This is a genomic window from Stenotrophomonas sp. P5_A8 (assembly GCF_056400545.1).
On record NZ_JBFULB010000003.1, the window covers coordinates 1 to 22,168 of the forward strand.

A 22,168-nucleotide genomic window follows, 5' to 3' on the forward strand; every position below is an offset into this window, starting at 1 on the left:
TCGCCGGAAAGGGCATGGGCGCCCAGCGCCCGATCCACCGACCACCGCGCCTGGGAAGGGTCAAAGCGCGCTTCATGCTCGCCACGCGGAGGGCAGAAGAGCCATTCCATTGACCCCGCAGCCGAACAACCGTCGCTGCTACCCGGGCGCGTGGTGTCGTATGGTTGGGTCAGGTCTTTGATGGGTCTGCCTGCATGCGTAGTGCCGATTGCGATGCTCGAGTGCTGGCGGAACTCATCCGCGACGGATTCGAGGCCTACCATGCGCGCTTTGCGGCGGTGACGCGGCGGGCGCGGGTGCGCTTTGAAACGCGTGACTGGGCCGGCGCGCGCGGTGACGCGGTGGAGCGGATCGGGCTGTATGACCACTGTATCGCGCAGACCGTGGATGCGTTGCGGCGCGCCGCCGGCGATGCCATTGGTACGCGCGCGTTGTGGCTGCAGATACGTCAGGCCTACGCCGTGCTGCTCGATGCCCTGATCGATGCCGAGCTATACAAGACCTTCTACAACACCCTGGCGCGGCGGTTGTTCGCCACGAAGGGCGTGGATGCGGCGATCGAGTTCATGGCGATGGACGTGGAGCCCTCCGACGCGATTACCCATCCGGTGGCGCGGCACAGCTATACCGTGTCGGCCAGCCGCCCCGCCGAAGCGCTGCTGCGGGTGCTGGGCGACTATCGCTTCGATGTCCCCTATGCGCACCAGTTGCGCTGCGCGGCGGCGATCGCGGTGCGGCTGCAGGATGACCTGGCCCATTGGGGTGACTATCCGGTGCGCAGCATCGAGCTGCTGGACACGGTGTTCTACCGCGAACGTCGCGCCTATCTGGTCGGCCGGGTATTTGGCGAGCACCGTTTTTCCCCGTGCGTGATCGTGCTGGTCAACGATGGGCAGGGCCTGCGCGCGGAAGCGGTATTGACTGGCCGCCGCGATGTGGCGCATCTGTTCGGGGTCTCGCGCAGCTACTTCCAGGCCGACCTGGCCACGGTCGGCGACGCGGTGGTGTTCCTGCGCAGCCTGCTGCCGGCCAAGCCCATCGATGAGATCTACACCGTGCTGGGCCGCGCCAAGCAGGGCAAGACCGAGCGCTACCGCACTTTCTTCCGGCACTTCCAGGATCATCCGGGCGAGCAGCTGGTGCACGCCGATGGCACGCCCGGCATGGTCATGGCGGTGTTCACCCTGCCCAGTTATCCGCTGGTGTTCAAGCTGATCCGCGACCGGTTCGCCTGGCCCAAGACGATGACCCGCCACCAGGTCGAAGAGAAGTACGCCCTGGTGTTCAACCTGGATCGCGTCGGGCGCCTGCTCGATGCGCAGCCTTATCGCTACCTGCGCTTCCCGCGCGCGCGCTTTGCCCCGGCGCTGCTGGAGGAACTGCTGCACCAGTGCAGCGCCAGCGTCAGCGAAGACGGCGATGAGCTGGTGATCGCGCTGTGCTACGTGCAGCGCCGCTTCCGTCCGCTCAACCTGTACCTGCGCGAGCAGGGCGGCGATGGCCGGCGCAACGCCGCGCTGGACTATGCGCAGGCCATTACCGACATGGCGCGCAACAACATTTTCCCCGGCGACATGCTGCCCAAGAACTTCGGCGTGTCGCGCCATGGGCGCGCGGTGTTCTACGACTACGACGAGCTGTGCCTGGTCAGCGACTGCAACTTCCGCGCGTGGCCGACGCCGCGCAACGAAGAAGACGCCTTGGCCGACGAGCCGTGGTTCCAGATCGGGCCGCGGGATGTCTTCCCCGAGCGCTTCTGGATGTTCATGGGCTTGCCGGCAGCCGAGCTGGCCGCCGTGCGCGAGCGCTTCGGGCATCTGTTCGACCCGGCGTGGTGGCAGGGCCTGCAGGCGCGCTTCGCGACGGGCGATTTTCCCGATACCCCGCCTTATGCGGCCAGCCATAGGTTGGCATGATTGGCCGGCAGTGCCTGCCTGCGCTACGCTTCGGTGCATCCACAAGGAGCAGGTGCGATGCGTTCATTCCATATTCTTGCGCTGGCCCTCGCCGTCGGCGGTGTCGGTATGTCCATGGTCCCCGATGCAGCCTCGCAATCGCGGCGGGAGGTGCGTCAGCAAGCCGAGGCCAGCATGGTGCTCACTGGCCAGATCGATATCGGCACGGATGGCCAGGTCGAGGCGTTCCAGATCGACAAGCGCGGCCAGGTCAACGATGCCATCGCCCGGTTTGTCGAGGGCGCGGTGCAGGCCTGGCGGTTCCAGCCGGTGCTGGTCGATGGGCAGGCGGTCAAGGCGCGCAGCCCGGTCAGTCTTCGCCTGGGCGGCAGGATCAATCCCGATGGCGGCCAGCAGGTGACGCTGCTTGCCGCCAGTTTCCAGCAGTACGACCCCACCGCCACAGACGACGTGACCCGGCTGAAGATGCCCCCGCCGGCGTATCCGGAAGACGTCTATCGTGCCGGCGGACGCGGCGACGTTCTGTTGCTGGTACAGGTGGGCCGCGATGGCAAGGTCATGGACGTGGCGACAGAGCAGGTCAACCTGCGCGTGATTGCCAATGAGGCCGCCATGCGCCAGATGCGCGACAAGCTGTCCCGGGTCTCGATGGCGGCCGCGCGCAAATGGACCTTCAAGGCACCCACCACCGGGGAGCACAAGGAGGACGCGAGCTGGACCGTACGCGTGCCGGTCACCTTCGCCTTCCATGGTGAAGAGATGCGCTACGGCAAGTGGGATGCCTATATCCCTGGACCGCGCCAGCAGGCCCAGTGGCGCGCGGACAAGGCGCTGGGCGCCGATGCCAATGCCGATCTGCTGCCGGCCGGCGGCGTTTTCATGGCCGATGCCGCAAGCAAGGGCCCGCAACTGCTGACCCCGCTCGGCGGCTGATCCGACGGGATGCGGTCGGCATACGCATCGACTGGCGCCGCGTCGCTGTCGCAGAATTGACCGGCACGCTTTGCTAGGCTGGCCGTCCCATCAGGACAAGGAGTCATGAAGATGCAGTCATCATTGCGTTGGATGTTGGCCTTCGGGCTGGGCGTGGCGAGCGTGGCCGGCATGGTCGAGGGGGTCGTGGCAGCGCCAAGCATGCGGGCGCTGCAGGACCAGGTGGAATCGAGCATGCGCATCAAGGGCAGCCTGGACATCGGTGCCGACGGCCGGGTAGTTGCGGTGCGTCTGGACCAGCAGGACGCGATCCCCGCCGGCGTGGTCGGCTTCGTCAAGGAATCGATGGCCGGCTGGGAATTCGAGCCGACGCTGCAGGATGGAAAGGCGGTGCCCATCACCACGCCGGTCTCGCTGCGCGTGGTCGGCAAGGTCCAGGGCGATGGCAGTGCACGGATCGAGATCCGCAGCGCCAGTTTCATGGACTATCGGGAAGACGACCTGACCCGGCCGGCGCGGCTGAGCGGTTCGGTGCCGACCTATCCGGTGCGCACCGCCGGTCGCGGTGCCGCCGCCGACGTGTTCCTGCTGATCCAGGTGGGCCGCGATGGCAAGGTGCGCAATGTCGCCGCCGAGCAGGTCAACCTGCGCGTGCTGGTGCCACCGCGCCAGCTCGACACGGTCCGCACTGCATTTGCCAACAGTGCCATCCAGGCCGTCCGTGACTGGCAGTTCCGCATCCCCACGCAGGGCCCATTGGCCGATCGCGAGACCTGGGTGGTGCGGTTCCCGGTGCGCTACGCCGACCAGCGTCCCTCGGGTGACGTTCCCGCATGGGAACCGTACCTGCCCGGCCCGCGCCAGCGGGCGGCGTGGCAGCAGCCCGAGCGCGTGACGGTAGCGCCGGACGCGCTGGGTGACGGCGTGTATGTGGCCGGCGACACCCGCGGCCCGGTACTCAAGACGGTGCTCGGCCAGGGCTGAGCCGCCGTCGTCGGCGTCGCTGTGGATCAGCGGCGCCGAGGTGGCCCCGGCGCCGCCCGCATCCTCACGCTTGCGGGTACACCACCGTGCGGTTGCGGCCCTGTTCCTTGGCCATGTACAGCGCCTTGTCGGCAAGTCGCAGCGCCTGCAGCGGGTCGTCGTGGTAGCTGGGGTAGTGAGCCACGCCGAGTGACACCGTGACCGAGCCGACCTCTTCGAACACCTCGGCCGCCACCTGCCGGCGCAGGCGCTCGGCGATGCGTACCGAGGCCTCGGTGTCGATGCCCGGCAGCAGGATCAGGAATTCCTCGCCGCCGTTGCGGCACAGCAGGTCGGTATCGCGCGAATCGTCGCGCATCAGCTGCGCGATGCGCAGGATCACCGCGTCGCCCACCGCATGCCCGAAGCGGTCGTTGATGGTCTTGAAGCGGTCGATGTCCAGCGCGATGATCCCGAACGGCTGCCCGCGCGCCTGCCAGTCCTCCAGCCCCTGCTGCAGCCCGCGCCGGTTCTGCAGGCCGGTGAGCGGGTCGGTCATGCTGGCACGGTTGAGCTTGCCGATACGGTCCTGCAGCAGGTTGAAGCTGTACAGCAGCGCCTGCTTGAGCTGTGCCACTTCGTAGTACCAGGCGCGGATGCTGCTGACATGGCGGATGGCGATGCCGGTGTCGCGGTTCTGCACGTTGCGCGCCAGCTGCCACAGCGGCAGYGAGATGCGCCGGGCAAACCACCAGGTGATCAGCAGCGACAGCACGCCCAGCGGTATGGCGTTCCAGATCACCGCTGCCATCAGCGTGGACAGCGCCGACAGCGTCGCCTCGGTCGGACGCTGGGCAACCACACCCCAGCCGACGATCGGCACCGGCGCATAGCCGGCCAGCATCTGCACGCCGTGGCTGTTGCGCACATGCTGGGCGCCGGAGTGGCCCTTGCTGACCGCCTGCACCACCGGGTTTTCCATCGCGACCTGACCGACCCGGGCCGGCTCGATGTGGTACAGGATGCGGCCGTTGCGGTCGACCACGTACAGGTAGGAGCCATCGCGGTAGTAGTGCTTGCCCAGCAGCGTCTGCAGGATGCTGCGCTCGCGCAGGTAGATGGTGCCGCTGACGTAGCCCTTGTACTGGCCCTGCGCGCTGAAGATCGGGTGCGAGATCGCCACCAGCAGCCGTCCCGTGGCGGACTGGTAGGGATCGCTGATGAACGGCATGCGCCGCGCCAGCGCTTCCTTGTTGCCGCGGCTGTTGAGCACCACGCCCTGCAGGGCCAGGCTCTGCGGCGAGGTAGCCAGCACGGTGCCGGCCGGGTCCACGATCAGCACCGAATTGAAACTGTTGGTCTGCAGCTGCAGGCGCGCCGCCTCGGCTTCAAGTTCGCTGCGGTCGTGCGCGCGCTGGCCCAGCGTGGTGGCGCTGTAGGCCAGCTGCTGCTGCGCGGACTGGATGAAGTTCTGGGTGGTCTCGGCCAGCTTGCTGGCATACACCCGATTGGCTTCCAGGGTATTGCCGATCAACTGCTCGCGCTGCACCCGGTAACTGGCGTGCAGCGTGTTGGCCAGCGCGATCAGGGCACTGAGCAGGGCCAGGGCAAGGATCAGCTTGCCGAGGTTGAGGCGGGTCGAAAACGGGCGCATGGGGGCGTTCAGACTGGCAGGGTGCAGCGCCAGCCGAGGGACGGATGGAACGGCAACGGTGGAGCAATCAGGAGCGCACGATTTCCCCGCTCCCGGGCGGACTACGGTCACGGCGCGGATTATTGCGGATTCCGCAGCCGCGTGGGTGAAGCGGTTGCGTGTCGCAGCACTCAGCGCTCCAGGCGCTTGCGCAGCACGCTGCGCACGTTGCCGGCCGTGCTGGCATCCAGCGGTGCCAGCACGCCGCGCACGTGTGCGGGAATATGCGCGCGGGTTCCCTCGTCGGCCTCGAACACGTAGTGATCGAACATCTCCCGCCAGTGCGCGCGTTGCGTGGGTGGCAGCTCGCGCAGGGCCAACATCGCCAGCATCAGGGCATTCATCGGTGCATCCATCCACGCCGGTACCGGTCGCCACCAGGTGTTGACCAGAACGTTGAACGCCTCCAGGCCTTCCATGTGGTGCCACCACAACGAGGGAATGAACACCGCATCGCCCGGGCCCAGCTCGGCGACCTGGGCCTGTGCGAGCGCCTGGGGGAAGCGCGGGAAGCGCTGCAGGTCCGGCGCGGCGAAGTCGACCAGGCTGACCGCCTGGCCGGCCGGGGTGAAGTCCAGCGGCCCGATGTACAGGTTGTCGATCTGCCCGGGTGGGAACAGCGTCACCCGGCGCCGCCCGGCCGCCACGCAGGCCAGGTTGTCCGGCACGTCCTGGTGGGCGGCGATGCGCGAGCGGTTGCCGATCCAGATGCTGGTCAATGGATCGTGCACGCCGAGCGCGAGCGGATTGGCCGCCGCGAAGCCGGGCAGGAAACTGTCGAGCGTGGTGGAGGCGACGTAGATGGTGGGCGGGGCCGCTTCGCCCTGGTATTTGAGCAGCGTGTCCAGCACTACCTTCAGCGCGATCTGCTCGCGGCGGAAGTTGAAGCCGCTCATGTCCGCGTTGTAGAAGATCCGGCCCTGCGCCTGCGGTGCGGCCGTGGTGGCGGTGACCGGCATCTGGCCATGGTCGAACTGCTTGAGATGGCCCACCGCGGACGCCGCCGAGTCACGCGCGGCGGCCACCATCGGCCAGTGGGCGACCAGTCCGCGCAGCACCTTCGGGGTGGTCCACGACGGCAGCAGCGCGGGCAGTTGCGCCGGATCCAGATCCGGGATCTCGTCGATCGGGCCGGGCAGGGTGGACATGGACATCCTCGGGGGATGGAGGGGATGGCGCCCACCGTAGCGCACGGCAGGCGCGTGAAGCGACCGATCGCAAGGCGGAGCGGCCGCTCGTATGGAGCGGCCGACCGACGGGCGGCCCGGGTGGGATCAGAACTTGTAGCGCACGCCGAACATGTAACGCGGGCCGGTCTGGGTGGCGTAGCGCAGCATGTTGGTGTGGCGCGAGTAAGTGCGCATGGTTTCGTCGGTGAGGTTGATCGCTTCCACGCTCAGGGTGAGCTGGTCGCTGACCGCGTAGCTGATGTTCAGATCCAGCTGGCCATAGGCATCTGTGTAGTTGGGGTTCGGGCCCTGGCCACCGATGCCGTTGAGGAACGTGTCGCGCCAGTTGTAGGCCGCACGCACCTGCCAGTTGTACTTCTCGTAGAACAGCACCAGGTTGGCCGAATCGCTCAGGCCGATCATCGGGTACTGGTCGCCCAGGCTCAGGTTGTCGAAGGTCAGCCCGGACTTCACCTTGGTGTAGTTGGCGGCCAGGCCGAAACCGGTCTGCCCGAACAACTGCTGCACGCTGAGTTCCCAGCCGTCCAGGTGGTCCGAACGCTGGTTGGCCGGCACGGTGATGTCGAACCCGGCCACCGGGTCGCCGGGCTGGCCGACGATGGTGCCGGTGCGCTGCCCGGCCGAGTTGGTGCCGGTGGCAGTCACGCCCGGATCGCCGTCGTGGTTGGCAAAGATGTAATCGCGGATGCACGGCATGTCGGTGACGCCGCAGCCCGATGCCAATGCCTCGTTCCAGTAGGTGCCGCCCACCGGCGTATGCAGCCCGGCGCTGTTGTCGCGCACGATGGTGTTGCTGATGAAGTTCTTGATGTTCTTGCGGAAGAAGCCGACCGAGGCGTAACTGGATTGGCCGTAGTACCACTCCAGCGACAGGTCGAAGTTGTCCGACAGCAGCGGCTCCAGGGCCGGGTTGCCGCGTGAGCCGGTGCCGCCCTGGGTGCGCACGATGTTGTCGAAGCGCCGACCGCTGTCGATCTGGGTCCAGCCGGGCCGGCCGATGCTGCGGCTGTAGCTGCCGCGCAGCGCGAGTGTTTCGGACAGGTCCAGCTTCAGGTCCACGTTGGGCAGCACGTAGTCGTACTTGCCCTTGCCGCCGATGAAGGTGCCCTCGGCGGCGTAGCCCAGGTTGAACTCATTGGCCGAGCCCCAGTTGATGCTGGTCGGTACGCGCACCAGCGCGGTCGATTCCACCTCGGTCTGCTCGTAGCGCACGCCGGCGGCCACATGCAGCGGCATCGACCCGTCGACGGTGGTGCGGTACTGCAGGTAGGCGCTCTTGGAGGTTTCGGTGGTGCGGATGTCTTCGGTGTACTCGGTGGGCGCCAGGTAGCAGGTGGGGCAGGGCGGCTCGCCGTTGGCGGCGACCTGGCCGGCGCGCTCGCGCAGGCGGTCGAAGTCGAATACCAGGAACTGCCCGGTCAGGCGCGGATCGCTGTGGCCGGAGAACGCATCGAAGTACCTGGCCATGTCATCGGCGTACAAGATGTTGTCATCGTAGTCGGCCGGACTGCCCAGGCCGCCCCACGTGTCGCGCTGCATGATCGCCGAGGCCGAGCGGTTTTCCACCTTGGTGTGGCCTACGCCGAAGTCCAGCGCGGAATAGTCGGCGAACTTGAACGTACCGCGGCCCTGGTACTGCTGCACCTTGGATTTGTTGTAGCTGTTCTGGAACACCGAACCGGTGACCAGCGCATCGGCGGCCTGCACGCCGCCCGGCGGCAGCGCGATGTTGATGATCGGCAGGTCGCCGCTGTAATCCACCGTGGTCTTGCCGCGCACGAAGGCGGCCACGCCGAGTACGCCAGCAGAGCCGTACGGGCCGTCCGGCTGGGATTCGGCGGTGGAGTTGTGGACGTCGAAGGACAGGTCCAGCGCGTCGTTCACTTCCCAGTCCACGTTGAAGCCGAGCGAGTCCATGGTGTTCTTGGTGGCCAGCTTCATGCCGCCCATCGACACGTCCGAGTTGGTCATGTCCTCGCTGTAGATGATCGGCGCCGATATCGGGCCGTTGGTCCAGGTGCTGTCGCCGGGCCCGTAGTTGAACCACACCGAGAGTTCGCTGCGCTGCTGCTGCACCTTGTTTTCCACGTAGGTGTAATCGAGCGTGGTGGTGATGTTGTCCGCTGGCTTCCACTGCAAGGTTGCCTGGCCGTTGGTGCGCTGGCGCTGCACGCCATTGACGTTGTAGGCGGTGTTCTGCGGGCGCGCGTACACATCGGTGGGGCCGGGGCGGTTCTGGATGCGGTCCGCGTAGCCTTGGCCCGGCTGCGGCAGGGCGCGCCAGTCGCTGCTTTCATTGCCGTAGAAGGTGGCCCAGCCTTCGGCCACGGTGGCCTGGTTGAAGCCGGAGTCGCGCTCCTGGTAGCTACCGCTCAGGGTCACGCCGAAGCGGTCGTCGGCGTAGCGCTGGCTGAAGATGCCCGACAGTTCGCCGGTGACGCTGGAGCCCTGCAGGGTACGCGGCAGGTTGTCGTTGGAGCTGTCGTTGACCGCCTTCAGGCCGAGGCTGATCACCGGCTCGGATTCCAGCGGACGCATCGTCTTGATGTCGATGGTGGCGCCGATGCCGCCGGTGGGATTGTCGGCGCAGGTGGTCTTGTACACCTCCACCGCCGAGATCGACTCGGAGGCGATGTTGGCGAAGTCGAACGAGCGCGAGCCGGACAGTCCGCCACCGCCGTTGCCGAGGTTGGAGGACGGCATCTGGCGGCCGTTGAGCAGCACCAGGTTGAAGTCCGGGCCGATGCCGCGCACGGTCACCTTGGAGCCTTCGCCGCTGGAGGTGCGGTCGATCGATACGCCGCTGATGCGCTGCAGCGATTCGGCCAGGTTGGTATCGGGGAACTTGCCGATGTCTTCGGCGACGATACCGTCGACCACGCCCTGGCTGTCGCGCTTGAGGTTCATCGACGAGGTGAGGCTGCCGCGGATGCCGGTGACCTGCACCGCGTCCAGCGTGGCCGGGTCGGGCGCCTCCCCCGTGGCCGGGCGGGTCGGATCCTGCGCCCAGGCAGGGCTGGCCAGCACGGCCAGCAGCGCGGAAGTGAGCATCGCCTTGCGGGGTACGACCTTGTACGTCTTCATGAAAGCTCCCTCCCCAGGGAAATCGATAATGGCGTCCTACGGCGTGATGGCACGGTTCAACCGCACACGGGCCGGATTGGGGGCCATCGTTGACAGCGTTGTCAACAAACGACCCTGCCATTGCGGATCCGCCCGGCACGGGCGCCACGTCCAGCGCTGTCATCCGGGCCGTATCGACCACCGGTAAAGCACCGTGGCGCAGGGCCTGCGGTGTGTTTCCTGCGGTATCCCGTGCGGCCGCTGCAGCATGCAGGCCGCGTTGTGCAGTGCAGAACGAAACTGCGCGGATGCCCGAAGCAGGCCGCCTTTGCCGCCCATGTCCCGTCCGGTGACAGCGCTGGACAATCGATGACGAAGCGGGTTCCATGTGTGGCCGCCGAATGGCTGGCATACCCTTCAACAAGGACATGCAATGGACAACCCTGCTGCAGTGCGTGGGCAACACGTGCAAAGCAACCGCGTGGCGCTGACGGTGGTCACCGCGATCTTCTTCATGTGGGGCTTCCTGACCTGCCTCAACGACATCCTCATTCCGCACCTCAAGGCCGCCTTCGCGCTCACCTGGGTGCAGGCGATGCTGGTGCAGTTCACGTTCTTTGGTGCGTACTTCCTGATGTCGCTGCCGGCAGGGCGGTTGGTCGCGGCGGTGGGCTACAAGCGCGGCATCGTGGCCGGGCTGGCCATTGCCGGCGTGGGCGCGCTGCTGTTCTGGCCGGCTGCGCATGCGCATGTGTACGGGTTGTTCCTGGCGGCGTTGTTCGTGCTCGCCACCGGCATCACCGTGCTGCAGGTAGCGGCCAACCCGTACGTGGCGCTGCTGGGACCGGAGCAGACCGCGTCCAGCCGGCTGACGCTGGCGCAGTCGATGAATGCACTGGGCACCACGCTGGCGCCGCTGTTTGGCGGTCTGCTGATCCTGTCGGCCGAACCGCGCACCGATGAAGCCCTGGCGCTGCTGCCGCAGGCAGAGGCGCTGGCTTACCGCGCCGCCGAAGCGCAGTCGGTGCAACTGCCGTACTTCGGCCTGGCGGTGGCGCTGTTCGTGCTGGCCGCAGCCATCTGGATGTTCCGCCTGCCGGCCATCCCGGGCGTGGAAGAAGGCGCCACCGGYGGGCGCATCCGCGACGCGCTGCGGCATCCGCACCTGCGCTACGGCGTGCTGGCGATCTTCTTCTACGTGGGCGCCGAGGTATCCATCGGCAGCGTGCTGGTCAACTTCCTGTCGATGCCGGGCATCGGCGAAGGGCTCACCGAACAGGAAGCCACCCGGTATGTGTCGTTGTACTGGGGCGGTGCGCTGGTGGGGCGCCTGGTCGGCACCGTGCTGCTGGCACGGCTCGACCCGCGCCGCCTGCTGGGCATCTTCGCGCTGGTGGTGATGGCGCTGCTGGCGGTCACCATGCTGGCCGGTGGCGGGTTGGCCAAGTGGGCGGTGGTCAGCATCGGGCTGTTCAACTCGATCATGTTCCCGACCATCTTCGCGCTCGCCATCGCGCGGCTGGGCGCGTTGACCGGCAAGGGCTCCAGCCTGCTGGTGATGGCCATCGTGGGCGGTGCGGTGGTTCCGCTGGCGATGGGCTGGGTGGCCGACCACCACGGCCTGCAGCTGTCGTTCCTGCTGCCGATGCTGTGCTACCTGTACATCGTCTTTTACGCGTGGCGGGGTTCGCGCCTTTCCCCCTAGCGGTGCCGCACTGCTCAGCGGCGGCGCGGTGCGTGGGTGGATTCACGCACGAGCACCGCATGGTCCACGGTGACCATGCGGCCGCCGTCCGGGCTGCGGATGCGCTCGATCAGCTGCTCGGTAGCCAGCGTGCCCATGCGTGAGGTGGGCTGCCGCACGGTGGTCAGCGCCGGGTAGATGTGCCCGGCAATGGGCGTGTCGTCGAAGCCGCAGACCGACAGGTCCCTGGGGACGCGCAGGCCCCGTTGGCCGGCCACGCGATAGACCGCGGCCGCCATGTCGTCGTTGGCGGCGAAGATCGCCGTCGGTGGTTGCGGCAGGTCGAGCAGCGCGTTGGCCGCCTCGATGCCGGATTCGAACGAGAACTGCCCGCTGGCCACCAGCGCCGGGTCGTAGGCGATGCCATGTTCGCGCAGTGCCTGGCGATAGCCGGCCAGGCGCCACTGGCAGGCGCCGTGCGCGCGCGGCCCCTTGATATGCGCAATGCGGCGGTGGCCTTGTGCAACCAGATGGCCGATCAGCTCGACCACGGCGGTGGTCTCGTCCATGCGCACGCCGATGCGGCCTTCCGGATGGCGCGGGGCAATGCTGGCGAACGGGATCTCGTGCTCTTCCAGGTAGGCCAGCACCACCGCATCGTCGGTCAGCGGCGGGATCAGCACCACGCCATCGGGACGCGAGTTCTCGAACAGCGCCGCCAGGTCGGGCAGGGTGCTGCGGCCGACGCCCACCGGCCCCAGTATCAGGTTGTAGTGGCTGGCGTGGCAGGCTTCCAGCATGCCGTTCTGGATTTCCATCAGGTAATTGCGCGAGGGATTGTTGTAAACCAGCGCCAATGCGTAGGAGCGCTGCCCGGCCAGGCTGCGCGCGGACAGGTTGGGCTTGTAGCCCAACCGCGCCACTGCCGCGGCCACGCGCTCGCGGGTTTCGGTGCGCACGTTGGGCTCGTTGTTGAGCACGCGGGACACGGTCTTGATCGAAACGCCCGCAACCGCGGCGACATCCTCGATTCGACTACGCATGGTGCGGTGGATCCTATGTGGGAGCAGGTCGGCAGAGGCCGATGGTAGTGCGGCGGTGTCGAAACGGTGTTGCCGATGCAGGCGGATGTTGCCATGCCGCGATGGCTTGTGGCGCACCCGTCGATTTCGTGCGGCATCGCAACACTGACAGCCTGATCCACGCATGCGTTTGAGCGCCAGCCCCTGCTGGTGCGGGACCGACGTCGCCATGGCGACGCTGCGCGGTTGACAGCAATGGCCGTGCTTTGTATGACAGCGCTGTCAGCCAGGGGCGTTGAACCGATCCAAATGTTGTCGACACGACGTGCTGCGCGCCGCGCAGCGCGGCCGACGGCGGCAGCGCCGACCCCGATCGCGCGTCATTCCCACCGGAGGTAGATGTCAGTGAACAGCCCCAACAAGACCATCCTTGGTACCTGCCTGCTGTTGGCCCTGGCCGCATCGGTCGCCGCCGCGCCTGCCACTGGCGAGACGCTCAAGGACTGGCCGCGGGTGACCAGCGCGATCACGCCGGATGCCGCCATCGAAGCGCGCGTGCAGCAGATCCTGGCGCAGATGACCCTGGCGCAGAAGATCGGGCAGATGACCCAGGCCGAGATCAAGACCATCACCCCCGAGCAGGTCCGCCAGTACTACATCGGCTCGGTGCTCAACGGCGGCGGCTCGTGGCCGGGCATGGACAAGCACGCCACGGTGGCGCAGTGGCTGCAGCTGGCCGATGCCTACCGCGCGGCCTCGCTGGCCACCGACGCACGCACGCCGGTTCCGGTGATCTGGGGCACCGATGCGGTGCATGGGCACAACAACGTCTACGGCGCGACGCTGTTCCCGCACAACATCGGCCTGGGCGCGGCCGGCGATGCCGAGCTGGTCGAGCGCATCGGCCAGGCCACCGCACGCGCCACCCGCGCCACCGGCATCGACTGGGTGTTCGCGCCCACCCTGGCCGTGGCCCACGACCCACGCTGGGGCCGCACCTACGAGAGCTTCTCCTCCGATCCCGCCGTGGTGCGCGAGTACGCGCGTGCCTACGTCAAGGGCGCGCAGGGTCGCTTCGCCGACGATGCCAACGTAGTGGCGACGGCCAAGCATTACATCGGCGATGGCGCCACCGACAACGGCCGCGACCAGGGCGAAGCACTGCTCGACAAGGCGGCCATGATCAACGTGCACGGCCAGGGGTATTACGGTGCGCTCGGTGAAGGCGTGCAGACGGTGATGGCCTCGTTCAACAGCTGGAATGACCGTGCCGGCCGCGTCGACTACGGCAAGATGCACGGCAGCAAGGCACTGCTCACCGATGCGTTGAAGGGCAAGATGGGCTTCGACGGGTTCGTGGTGTCCGACTGGAACGGCATCGCGCAGGTACCCGGCTGCCGCAACGACAGCTGCGCCCAGGCGATCAATGCCGGCATCGACATGGTGATGGTGCCCGACGACTGGAAGGCGTTCATCGCCAACACCACCGCGCAGGTGCAGCGCGGTGAGATTCCGATGGCACGCATCGACGATGCGGTCACCCGCATCCTGCGGGTGAAGCTGCGCGCCGGATTGTTCGAGCACAAACCCTCGGACAGCCGCCATGCCGGGGATGCCAACGCCGTGCAGGACCGTGCATTGGCGCGCCGCGCGGTGCGCGAGTCGCTGGTGCTGCTGAAGAACCAGGACAAGGTGCTGCCGCTGCGCCGCGATGCGCGGGTGCTGGTGGTGGGCAAGAGCGCCGACAGCCTGTCCGACCAGGCCGGTGGCTGGTCGCTGACCTGGCAGGGCACGGAGAACACCAACGCCGATTTCCCGAATGCCGATTCGGTACTCGGTGGGTTGCGTGCCGCGCTGGGCGCGCAGCAGGTGACCTACAGCGCCGATGGCACCGGGCTGGATGCCGGGCAGTTCGACGTCGTGGTCGCGGTGGTCGGGGAGACACCGTATGCGGAAACCAATGGTGACATCCTGTCCTCCGATTCGGTCAGCCACAGCCGCGTCTACCCGCAGGATCTGGCCGTGCTGCGCGCGGCCACGGCGACCGGCAAGCCGGTGGTGACCGTGTATTTCTCCGGCCGCCCGATGTACACCAACGACCTGCTCAACCTGTCGCAGGCCTTCGTGGCAGCATGGCTGCCCGGCACCGAGGGCAAGGGCGTCACCGACGTGCTGGTGGCCGGCAAGGACGGCAAGGCGGCGCATGATTTCCGTGGCCGGCTGAGCTTCCCGTGGCCGGGCGTGCCGTGCCCGGCGCCGATCGACCGACCGGATCCCAAGCAGCCGCCGCTGTTCACGCTGGGCTATGGCCTGCATTACGGTGCGTCAGGGAATGTCGCGCGCCTGCCCGAAGCCAACCCGGACAACTGCGGCGACGTGACGACGCTGCCGATCTTCAACCGCGCCGACACGCCGCCGTTCTCGCTGCACGTTGCCGCCGCCGGCGCCACCCAGCCGCTGGGCAATGATCTCAATGCCACGCTGCGGTGGCCGACCGCAGCGCCCGTGGTGCAAGTGCGCACCGTGCAGGTGAACACCCAGCAGGACGCCAAGGAGATCACGTGGCTGGCGCCGGCGCAGCTCATCGCCCGCAGTACCTCGCGCCGCAACCTCGGCGCACTGGCGCGCAACCACGGCGCGTTGCAGTTCGATGTGCAGCTGGTGCAGCGGCCGGCCTTGCCGGTGAAGGTGACCATGCAGTGCGGTACCGGCTGCGAGGGCGGGGTGGATATCGCGCCGCTGCTGGCCAAACTGATGCCGGGGCAGAAGCAGACGGTGACCGTGCCGCTGGCGTGCTTCGCCAAATACGGCGTGGACCTGGGCGCGGTGGAAGCCCCGTTCGTGGTGAGTGCGGACAAACCGTTTGCTGCAGCGTTCACCCAGGTGCGGGTGTCGGTGGATGCGGACAAGGTGGAGGGCGCGGTCAGCTGCCCGTGAAGCAACGGTAGAGCCGAGCCATGCTCGGCTGGCGGCCCAGGATGGCCTCTGCACCACCGGCGTTTCATGCCGGATCGGAGAGCAGCCGAGCATGGCTCGGCTCTACCCTGGTTCGTTTCGTGCCGGATCGGAGAGCAGCCGAGCATGGCTCGGCTCTACCCCGGTTGGTTTCATGCCGGATGGGAGAGCAGCCGAGCATGGCTCGGCTCTACCCCGCGCGACGAAAAAGGCCCCGCAGTGCGGGGCCTTTTTCTATCTCGATGCCGCGCCGATCAGCGCTTCATCGAACCGAAGAACTCGTCGTTGGACTTGGTGTTCTTCATCTTGTCGAGCAGGAATTCCATTGCCGCCATTTCATCCATCGGATGCAACAGCTTGCGCAGGATCCAGATCTTCTGCAGCAGTTCCGGTTCGATCAGCAGGTCTTCGCGACGGGTGCCCGAGCGGTTGATGTCGATCGCCGGGAACACGCGCTTTTCAGAGATGCGACGGCTCAGGTGCACTTCGCTGTTGCCGGTGCCCTTGAACTCTTCGTAGATCACCTCGTCCATCTTGCTGCCGGTATCGACCAGCGCGGTGGCGATGATGGTCAGGCTGCCGCCTTCCTCCACGTTACGCGCCGCGCCGAAGAAGCGCTTCGGACGGTGCAGGGCGTTGGCGTCCACACCACCGGTAAGCACCTTGCCGGAGCTGGGCACCACGTTGTTGTAGGCACGTGCCAGGCGGGTGATCGAGTCGAGCAGGATCACCACGTCTTTCTTGTGCTCGACCAGGCGCTTGGCACGCTCGATCACCATTTCGGCGACCTGCACGTGACGGGCGGCCGGCTCGTCGAAGGTGGAGCTGATGACTTCGCCGCGCACTGTGCGCTGCATTTCGGTCACTTCTTCCGGGCGCTCGTCGATCAGCAGCACGATCAGGTGCACGTCCGGATGATTGGTGGTGATCGCCGTGGCCACCTGCTGCATCATCATCGTCTTACCGGCCTTGGGCTGGGAGACGATCAGCGAACGCTGACCCTTGCCCTGCGGTGCCATCAGATCGAGGATGCGGCCGGTGATGTCTTCGGACGAACCGTTGCCACGTTCCAGGGTGAAGCGCTTGCGCGGGAACAGCGGGGTGAGGTTCTCGAACAGCACCTTGTTCTTGGACGCTTCCAGCGGCTCACCGTTGATGGTGTCCACGATCGACAGCGCGAAGTAACGCTCGCCATCCTTCGGGAAGCGGATGCGGCCGGACAGGTGGTCGCCGGTACGCAGGTTGAAGCGGCGGATCTGGCTGGGCGAAATGTAGGTATCGTCCGGGCCGGCCAGGTAGCTGGCTTCGGCCGCGCGCAGGAAGCCGAAGCCGTCGGGCAGGATTTCCAGCACGCCGTCGGCGGCGACGCCGTCGCCGTGGCGGGTGAGCACCTTGAGCAGGGCGAAGATCACGTCCTGCTTGCGGGCACGCGCCACGCCTTCGGAGATCTGCAGCTGCTCGGCGATTTCCAGCAGCTTCTGCGCCGGCATCCGCTTGAGGTCGCTCAGCGAATAGACCGGGAAGCCTTCAGGCACGTTGGCCTGCTGGCTGCGCACGAACGGCTGCTGCGGTTCGTTGTTGTCCTGCGGCATGCCGTCATCGTTGTAGCGATCGCCACCGCGGCTGCGGTCACGGCGATTGCGGAAACGGTCGCGGCGGTTGCCCTGGCCCTGACCTTGGCCTTGGCCCTGGTTCTGACCTTGGCCTTGACCCTGGTACGGGTTCTGCCCGCCCTTGGGCGCGTTGTTGCCGTTGCCGTTGCCGTTGTGGTTGCGCTGGCCACCGTCGCCGGTGTCCTGCTGCGCACCGCCCTGGCCGGACGAGGATTCGCCAGCGTGGGGGGCAGGTGCCTGCTGCGGTGCCGACGGCGCGGCGACCGGCGCCGGCGCGTCAGGCGCGGCAGCCAGGGGCAGGGCGGATTGATGCGTGGGAGAAGAACCGGTTTCGGCAGCGGTGTTGGCGGCGGCCTTGGCGACGCGCGGCTTGCGCACGCGCTTCTCGGCAGGCGCGTCGGCGCTCCCGGGTTCGGAAGTAGTGATATCGGACAAGTGCTGGATTCCTCGCTAGAAGGTGCGAGCGCCCGGCAGGGCGGCGAACGTTGGGAAAGGATCTGGAAGGAAACAACGTCCAGAAGATGCGGCGCGCGAATGCGGCCGGATATGCCGACACTAACACCGGCTCGCGGCAGCGCGCAAGCCGGGCGGGGCAGGGTCATTCATGCGGGCGCAGGCCCGCGTGGCAGCCGGAGGGGGCCGGCTGCCTGCCAGGGTCAGGCCAGGGCCTTGTCCAGCATGCCGGCGAGCTGGGCCTTGCCCACCGCGCCAACCTGCTGCGCCTGGACTTCGCCGTTCTTGAAGACCAGCAGCATCGGGATCGAGCGCACGTGGTACTTGGCGGCCAGTTCGCGCTGTTCGTCGACGTTGACCTTGGCGATCTTGGCGCGCCCGTTGTAAGCGTCGGCCAGCTCGTCCAGCGCCGGGGCGATCATCTTGCAGGGGCCACACCATTCGGCCCAGAAATCGACCAGCACCGGCTCTTTGGAATCCAGTACTGCGCTTTGGAAGTCAGCGGTGCTGACATGTACAACCTTGTCGCTCATCTTGGTCTCTCGTCTGGAAATRCACCCGGCCGGGCCGGAGGAGGTTGAAGTTGGACGCCACCGACCGGTGCCGTCCGCGTCTGCTGCCTCGTGACCGCACAGGCGGTCAGCGGTGCGCCAGGTGGATGCCTGGTCGCTCACGGCGGGCAGTGTACCGCTAACGTCGCAGGCGGGCAGGGGAGGGGTGGAACCAAGCATCCTGTGATTGGCGTCCCGGTTTAATCGGGCAACTGAAGAGGATATGTGGGTACTGGAGAGGCAGTACCAGCGGAAGCGCGCGTCCCGTTCAACTGGCGGCAGGCGCGGTGAAACCAGTGAGAAGTGCCCTCTTGGGCCCGATCAGCCACGGCCAGGTCCGGTCCCGGTGCCGCTGTCTCGCAGCCGGCTGCGACGGCAGAGCCCGGTTTGGCGCCGACATTGCGCTAAACTGCCTCACTGTGCGGCGCCCCAGGACCCGATGGTCCGGCCCCGCCGACCCCGGCGCAGGGCCCGCAATGGCGACGGTGCCCCCCAAGATTGCAAGCCTCCCGCGCACCGCTGCCGGGCAGGCCTTACCAAGACGGACACATGAGCGACAAACCGCTGACCGATTTGACCTTTTCCTCCTTCGAGCTGCATCCGGCCCTGCAGGCCGGCCTTGAAGGAGCCGGATTCACCCGTTGCACGCCCATCCAGGCGCTGACCCTGCCGGTCGCACTGCCCGGCGGCGACGTCGCCGGCCAGGCACAGACCGGTACCGGCAAGACGCTGGCCTTCCTGGTCGCGGTGGTGAACCGCCTGCTGACCCGCCCGGCACTGGCCGACCGCAAGCCCGAAGACCCGCGCGCGCTGATCCTGGCCCCGACCCGCGAACTGGCCATCCAGATCCACAAGGATGCGGTCAAGTTCGGTTCGGACCTGGGCCTGCGCTTTGCGCTGGTCTACGGCGGCGTGGATTACGACAAGCAGCGCGAGATCCTGCAGCAGGGCGTGGACGTGATCATCGCCACCCCGGGCCGCCTGATCGACTACGTCAAGCAGCACAAGGTGGTCTCGCTGCACGCCTGCGAAATCTGCGTGCTCGATGAAGCCGACCGCATGTTCGACCTGGGCTTCATCAAGGACATCCGCTTCCTGCTGCGGCGCATGCCCGAGCGCTCCACGCGCCAGACGCTGCTGTTCAGCGCCACGCTCAGCCACCGCGTGCTGGAGCTGGCCTACGAGCACATGAACGAGCCGCAGAAGCTGGTGGTGGAGAGCGAGTCGATCACCGCCGCCCGCGTGCGCCAGCGCATCTACTTCCCGGCCGACGAAGAGAAGATCCCGCTGCTGCTGGGCCTGCTGTCGCGCAGCGAAGGCGCGCGCACGATGGTCTTCGTCAACACCAAGGTGTTCGTCGAGCGTGTTGCCCGGTCGCTGGAAAAGGCCGGCTACCGCGTCGGCGTGCTGTCCGGCGATGTGCCGCAGAAGAAGCGTGAGAGCCTGCTAAACCGCTTCCAGAAGGGCCAGCTGGAAATCCTGGTGGCCACCGACGTGGCCGCGCGCGGCCTGCACATCGACGGCATCAAGTACGTCTACAACTACGACCTGCCCTTCGACGCCGAAGACTACGTGCACCGCATCGGCCGTACCGCACGCCTGGGCGAGGAAGGCGATGCGATCAGCTTCGCCTGCGAGCGCTATGCGATGGGCCTGCCGGACATCGAGGCCTACATCGAGCAGAAGATCCCGGTCGAGCCGGTGACCAGCGAGATCCTGACCTCGCTGCCGCGCGCCGCACGCGCACCCGCCGCGCCGGGCGAGGAAGGCGACGACGAGAACGAGAGCGTTGGCCAGATCTTCCGTGAAGCGCGCGAAGCGCGTGCGGCGGAAGAACAGCGTCGTGGCGGTGGCAGCAGCAGCGGCCGCGGCGGCAAGCCGGCCGCCGGCCGTGGCGAGYGCCGCGCGCCCGGTGAGCGCAGTGCCGATGGCAAGCCGCGCCGTGAGCGCAAGCCGCGCGTGGAAGGTGAGGCACCGGTCGTCGTGGCCGATGCCGAGGCCGCGCCGCAGGTTGCGCCGACTGCGGCCCCGACCGCTGCCCCGACTGCCGAAGGCAGTCCGGCCGTGGACGGTGAGCGCGCGCCGCGCAAGCGTCGTCGTCGTCGCAACGGCCGTCCGGTCGAAGGCGCCGAGGGTGCGGCAGCGACCGGCCCGGTGACGCCGGTGCAGGTGGCGGCCAAGCCGATGCGCGGCACGCCGGCGGCCGATCCGAGCGCGTCCTTCCTGACCCGCATCGGTCGCAAGATCCGCCGGATGCTGTCCGGTTCGTAAGACCTGACGCCTGACCTGCGCGGTCCGAGGTCCCGCCCCCTTGGTAGGGGGGCTGTCGCGAAGCGACGGGGATCCGGTGCTGATACTGCGGGGCCCACGGTTGGCGCAGCCAACCGTGGGGCGACAGCGCCAATGCGATGTCGCGTCCCCCGGCCAATGGCCGGCACGACCGATGCATCCCCACCTGCACGTCGTCACCCTCGTCCTGCATAATCAGGGGATGAGCGTCCTGCGTTTTGACAATGTCAGCAAACAGTATGCCGGCGGCCACCAGGCCCTGGTCGACGTCAGCTTTGATGTCGCCCCCGGCGAAATGCTGTTCGTCACCGGTCACTCCGGTGCGGGCAAGAGCACCCTGCTCAAGTTGATCCACCTCGACGAGCGGCCCAGCCGTGGCGCGGTGATCTTCGATGAGCGCAACCTGCTGAAGGTGCGGGGTGGCAATATTCCGCGGCACCGGCGGCAGGTGGGGGCGGTCTACCAGGACCACCGCCTGCTGATGGACCGCAGCATCGCCGAGAACGTGGCGTTGCCGCTGATCCTGCGCGGCACCCGCCGCGCCGACATCGGCAAGCGCGTGCGCTCGGTGCTTGAACGCATGGGCCTGGGCCACCGCGAAAAGGCACTGCCCTCGCAGCTGTCGGCTGGCGAGCAGCAGCGCGTCGGCATCGCCCGCGCGATTGTCAGCGAGCCCAAGCTGCTGGTTGCCGACGAACCCACCGGCAATCTCGATCCGACCCTGGCGGCGGAAATCATGGCGCTGTTCGCCGAGCTGCCCGATCGCGGCACCAGCGTGCTGGTCGTCAGCCATGACCTGGCGCTGCTGCGGCACATGCGCAAGCGCGTGCTGATCCTGGACCACGGCAAGCTGATCGACGACATCTCGCCGCAGGACCTGGCCGAATGAACGCACCCCTCAACAAGGAAGCCGCGGCGCCGTCGCGCCTGGGCGTGTGGTTGCACCACCATGGCCACAGCGTGGTGTTCAGCCTGGGCCGCGCCTGGCGCAAGCCGTGGGCGACGCTGCTCACCATCATGGTGATGGCGCTGGCCCTGGCGTTGCCGCTGGGCCTGTCGATCGCGCTGGACAACCTCACGCATTTCGCCGGCAGCGTGCAGCAGTCGCGCGACATCAACCTGTTCCTCAAGCCGGACGTTGCCGCAGCGGCGGCCGGGCAGGTGGCCGATTCGCTGCGCGGTCGTGCCGACGTGGCCAACGTCACCGTGCAGACCCCCGAGCAGGGGCTGCAGGAACTGCGTGAAGGGGCCGGGCTGGGTGAGGCGATCGATGCGCTGCACGACAATCCTCTGCCTACCCTGCTGATCGTGACCCCGACCGCCGGCACCGATGATGCGCGCCTGGCCACCTCGCTGGAGGGCCTGCCACAGGCCGACCTGGTCCAGCACGATGCGCTGTGGCGCAGGCGCCTGGACGCCTGGCTGGGCTTTGGCACGCGGCTGGTGCAGGTGCTGTCGGTGCTGCTGGGCCTGGGCGCGGCGCTGGTGGTGGGCAATACCGTGCGGCTGGACATCCAGGCGCGCCGCGACGAGATCGGCGTGCTGCAGCTGCTGGGCGCCAGCGATGGCTTCATCCGCCGCCCGTTCCTGTACCTGGGCGCGTGGTACGGACTGGGCGCCGGTGCACTGGCGTTGGGCCTGATCGGCGTGGCCGGGCTGGCGCTGCGCCCGCCGCTGGCCGCGTTGTCGGAAAGTTATGCCAGCCCGTTCGTGCTGCATGGGTTGGACCTGCTGCATTCATCGTTCGTGCTGGTCGGCACCGTGGTGCTGGGCTGGCTGGGCGCGTGGCTGGTGACGGGGCATTTCCTGCGCCAGACCCGACCGACCGAAACCTGAGGCCCGC

Annotated in this window: 14 protein-coding genes; 8 read left to right on the forward strand and 6 right to left on the reverse strand. The window is 67.5% G+C overall.

Going from position 1 to position 22,168, the window contains the following annotated elements; all coding sequences use genetic code 11:
* Positions 1–194: 194 nt before the first annotated feature.
* From aceK to AC1DQP_RS00360, 3 genes are all read left to right on the forward strand, one after another.
* Positions 195–1,916 carry a bifunctional isocitrate dehydrogenase kinase/phosphatase gene (gene aceK, locus AC1DQP_RS00350; protein WP_478050922.1) on the forward strand — a complete coding sequence of 574 codons (1,722 nt, stop codon included), beginning with the start codon at positions 195–197 and terminating at the stop codon, positions 1,914–1,916.
* Between the two features lie 57 nt (positions 1,917–1,973).
* Positions 1,974–2,849 carry an energy transducer TonB gene (locus AC1DQP_RS00355; RefSeq protein ID WP_457320793.1) on the forward strand — a complete coding sequence of 292 codons (876 nt, stop codon included), beginning with the start codon at positions 1,974–1,976 and terminating at the stop codon, positions 2,847–2,849.
* Between the two features lie 111 nt (positions 2,850–2,960).
* Positions 2,961–3,833 (forward strand): energy transducer TonB, encoded by an 873-nt coding sequence (locus AC1DQP_RS00360; protein WP_457320795.1) that lies wholly within the window; start codon positions 2,961–2,963, stop codon positions 3,831–3,833.
* Between the two features lie 64 nt (positions 3,834–3,897).
* Here AC1DQP_RS00360 and AC1DQP_RS00365 read toward each other — a convergent pair whose 3' ends face one another.
* The 3 genes from AC1DQP_RS00365 to AC1DQP_RS00375 form a co-directional block, all read right to left on the reverse strand.
* Entirely contained in the window at positions 3,898–5,466 is a 1,569-nt protein-coding gene (locus AC1DQP_RS00365) for a sensor domain-containing diguanylate cyclase (RefSeq protein ID WP_457320797.1), read from the reverse strand.
* A 170-nt stretch (positions 5,467–5,636) separates the two neighbouring features.
* Positions 5,637–6,653, reverse strand: a complete 1,017-nt coding sequence (locus AC1DQP_RS00370; protein WP_478050923.1) for a cupin-like domain-containing protein — start codon at positions 6,651–6,653, stop codon at positions 5,637–5,639.
* Positions 6,654–6,779: 126 nt separating this feature from the next.
* Complete coding sequence (locus AC1DQP_RS00375) at positions 6,780–9,779, reverse strand: TonB-dependent receptor (RefSeq protein WP_478050924.1); 3,000 nt, start codon at positions 9,777–9,779, stop codon at positions 6,780–6,782.
* 412 nt (positions 9,780–10,191) lie between these two features.
* On the opposite strand from AC1DQP_RS00375, the gene AC1DQP_RS00380 reads away from it, so the two are divergent.
* A complete protein-coding gene (locus AC1DQP_RS00380; RefSeq protein ID WP_256776687.1) occupies positions 10,192–11,463 on the forward strand; it encodes a sugar MFS transporter in 1,272 nt (423 codons plus the stop codon).
* A gap of 14 nt (positions 11,464–11,477) precedes the next feature.
* Here the strand turns inward: AC1DQP_RS00380 and AC1DQP_RS00385 are convergent, their stop codons facing one another.
* On the reverse strand, positions 11,478–12,485 hold the full coding sequence (locus AC1DQP_RS00385) for a LacI family DNA-binding transcriptional regulator (protein ID WP_256776686.1): 1,008 nt from the start codon (positions 12,483–12,485) through the stop codon (positions 11,478–11,480).
* Positions 12,486–12,863: 378 nt separating this feature from the next.
* On the opposite strand from AC1DQP_RS00385, the gene AC1DQP_RS00390 reads away from it, so the two are divergent.
* Positions 12,864–15,401 carry a glycoside hydrolase family 3 protein gene (locus AC1DQP_RS00390; protein ID WP_457320179.1) on the forward strand — a complete coding sequence of 846 codons (2,538 nt, stop codon included), beginning with the start codon at positions 12,864–12,866 and terminating at the stop codon, positions 15,399–15,401.
* 272 nt (positions 15,402–15,673) lie between these two features.
* Here AC1DQP_RS00390 and rho read toward each other — a convergent pair whose 3' ends face one another.
* Together rho and trxA are read right to left on the reverse strand one after the other, a co-directional pair.
* The gene (gene rho, locus AC1DQP_RS00395; protein ID WP_256776684.1) at positions 15,674–17,467 is read right to left on the reverse strand and encodes a transcription termination factor Rho; all 1,794 of its coding nucleotides are present in this window, start codon (positions 17,465–17,467) and stop codon (positions 15,674–15,676) included.
* Between the two features lie 221 nt (positions 17,468–17,688).
* Positions 17,689–18,018, reverse strand: coding sequence for a thioredoxin (trxA, locus tag AC1DQP_RS00400; protein ID WP_256776683.1), 330 nt, complete (start codon positions 18,016–18,018; stop codon positions 17,689–17,691).
* Between the two features lie 567 nt (positions 18,019–18,585).
* On the opposite strand from trxA, the gene rhlB reads away from it, so the two are divergent.
* From rhlB to ftsX, 3 genes are all read left to right on the forward strand, one after another.
* Complete coding sequence (gene rhlB / locus AC1DQP_RS00405; protein ID WP_478050925.1) at positions 18,586–20,307, forward strand: ATP-dependent RNA helicase RhlB; 1,722 nt, start codon at positions 18,586–18,588, stop codon at positions 20,305–20,307.
* Positions 20,308–20,527: 220 nt separating this feature from the next.
* Positions 20,528–21,214, forward strand: a complete 687-nt coding sequence (ftsE, locus tag AC1DQP_RS00410; RefSeq protein ID WP_256776681.1) for a cell division ATP-binding protein FtsE — start codon at positions 20,528–20,530, stop codon at positions 21,212–21,214.
* Positions 21,211–22,161 (forward strand): permease-like cell division protein FtsX, encoded by a 951-nt coding sequence (ftsX, locus tag AC1DQP_RS00415; protein WP_457317933.1) that lies wholly within the window; start codon positions 21,211–21,213, stop codon positions 22,159–22,161. The genes ftsE and ftsX overlap by 4 nt, the downstream gene beginning before the upstream one ends.
* Positions 22,162–22,168 lie beyond the last annotated feature (7 nt).

What these genes read in the sequence shown, in the direction of transcription:
- aceK (WP_478050922.1), top strand. Translation starts at nt 195, where the DNA reads ATGCGTAGTGCCGATTGCGATGCTCGAGTGCTGGCGGAACTCATCCGC.
- AC1DQP_RS00355 (WP_457320793.1), top strand. Translation starts at nt 1,974, where the DNA reads ATGCGTTCATTCCATATTCTTGCGCTGGCCCTCGCCGTCGGCGGTGTC.
- AC1DQP_RS00360 (WP_457320795.1), top strand. Translation starts at nt 2,961, where the DNA reads ATGCAGTCATCATTGCGTTGGATGTTGGCCTTCGGGCTGGGCGTGGCG.
- AC1DQP_RS00370 (WP_478050923.1), bottom strand. Translation starts at nt 6,653, where the DNA reads ATGTCCACCCTGCCCGGCCCGATCGACGAGATCCCGGATCTGGATCCG.
- AC1DQP_RS00375 (WP_478050924.1), bottom strand. Translation starts at nt 9,779, where the DNA reads ATGAAGACGTACAAGGTCGTACCCCGCAAGGCGATGCTCACTTCCGCG.
- AC1DQP_RS00385 (WP_256776686.1), bottom strand. Translation starts at nt 12,485, where the DNA reads ATGCGTAGTCGAATCGAGGATGTCGCCGCGGTTGCGGGCGTTTCGATC.
- AC1DQP_RS00390 (WP_457320179.1), top strand. Translation starts at nt 12,864, where the DNA reads ATGTCAGTGAACAGCCCCAACAAGACCATCCTTGGTACCTGCCTGCTG.
- trxA (WP_256776683.1), bottom strand. Translation starts at nt 18,018, where the DNA reads ATGAGCGACAAGGTTGTACATGTCAGCACCGCTGACTTCCAAAGCGCA.
- ftsE (WP_256776681.1), top strand. Translation starts at nt 20,528, where the DNA reads ATGAGCGTCCTGCGTTTTGACAATGTCAGCAAACAGTATGCCGGCGGC.
- ftsX (WP_457317933.1), top strand. Translation starts at nt 21,211, where the DNA reads ATGAACGCACCCCTCAACAAGGAAGCCGCGGCGCCGTCGCGCCTGGGC.